We start from the raw sequence: 445 nt of genomic DNA on the forward strand, positions 1-445 counted from the left end.
CTTGTGCTGGTCTGCATCATCGTCAGCGCGCTGGCAAACGTGCAGGCAAGCCTCTTCCTCAAGACCCTGATCTATGATTATATCGTCCCCATGACCAAGCAGGCCACACCGGACTTCGGCCCGCTGGCAGGCGCACTGGTGCGCATCGGCTGCATCTACGCCATCGGCGTGCTGGCCGCATGGCTCAACGCCCGTATCATGGTCAACGTGACCCAGGGCACCCTGCGCAACCTGCGCGTCCAGCTTTTCACCCACATGGAAAGCCTGCCAATCCGGTATTTTGACTCCCACCCCCACGGCGACATCATGTCGGTGTACACCAACGATGTGGGCACCCTGCGCCAGATGATCAGCCAGAGCATCCCCCAGCTGGTGTCCAGCGCCATCACCATCGTGTCCGTGTTCACCAGCATGTGCCTGATGAGCTGGCAGCTCACCGTTGTCA

Annotated in this window: 1 protein-coding gene; it reads left to right on the forward strand. The window is 60.7% G+C overall.

Features of this window, described 5'->3' with window-relative positions; genetic code table 11:
* A partial coding sequence (locus tag P0G09_RS15650; protein WP_275253112.1) for an ABC transporter transmembrane domain-containing protein occupies positions 1–445 on the forward strand: 445 nt, incomplete at both ends.

The organism is Faecalibacterium sp. DFI.5.82 (assembly GCF_029076575.1).
GTDB classification, from domain to species: domain Bacteria; phylum Bacillota; class Clostridia; order Oscillospirales; family Ruminococcaceae; genus Faecalibacterium; species Faecalibacterium duncaniae.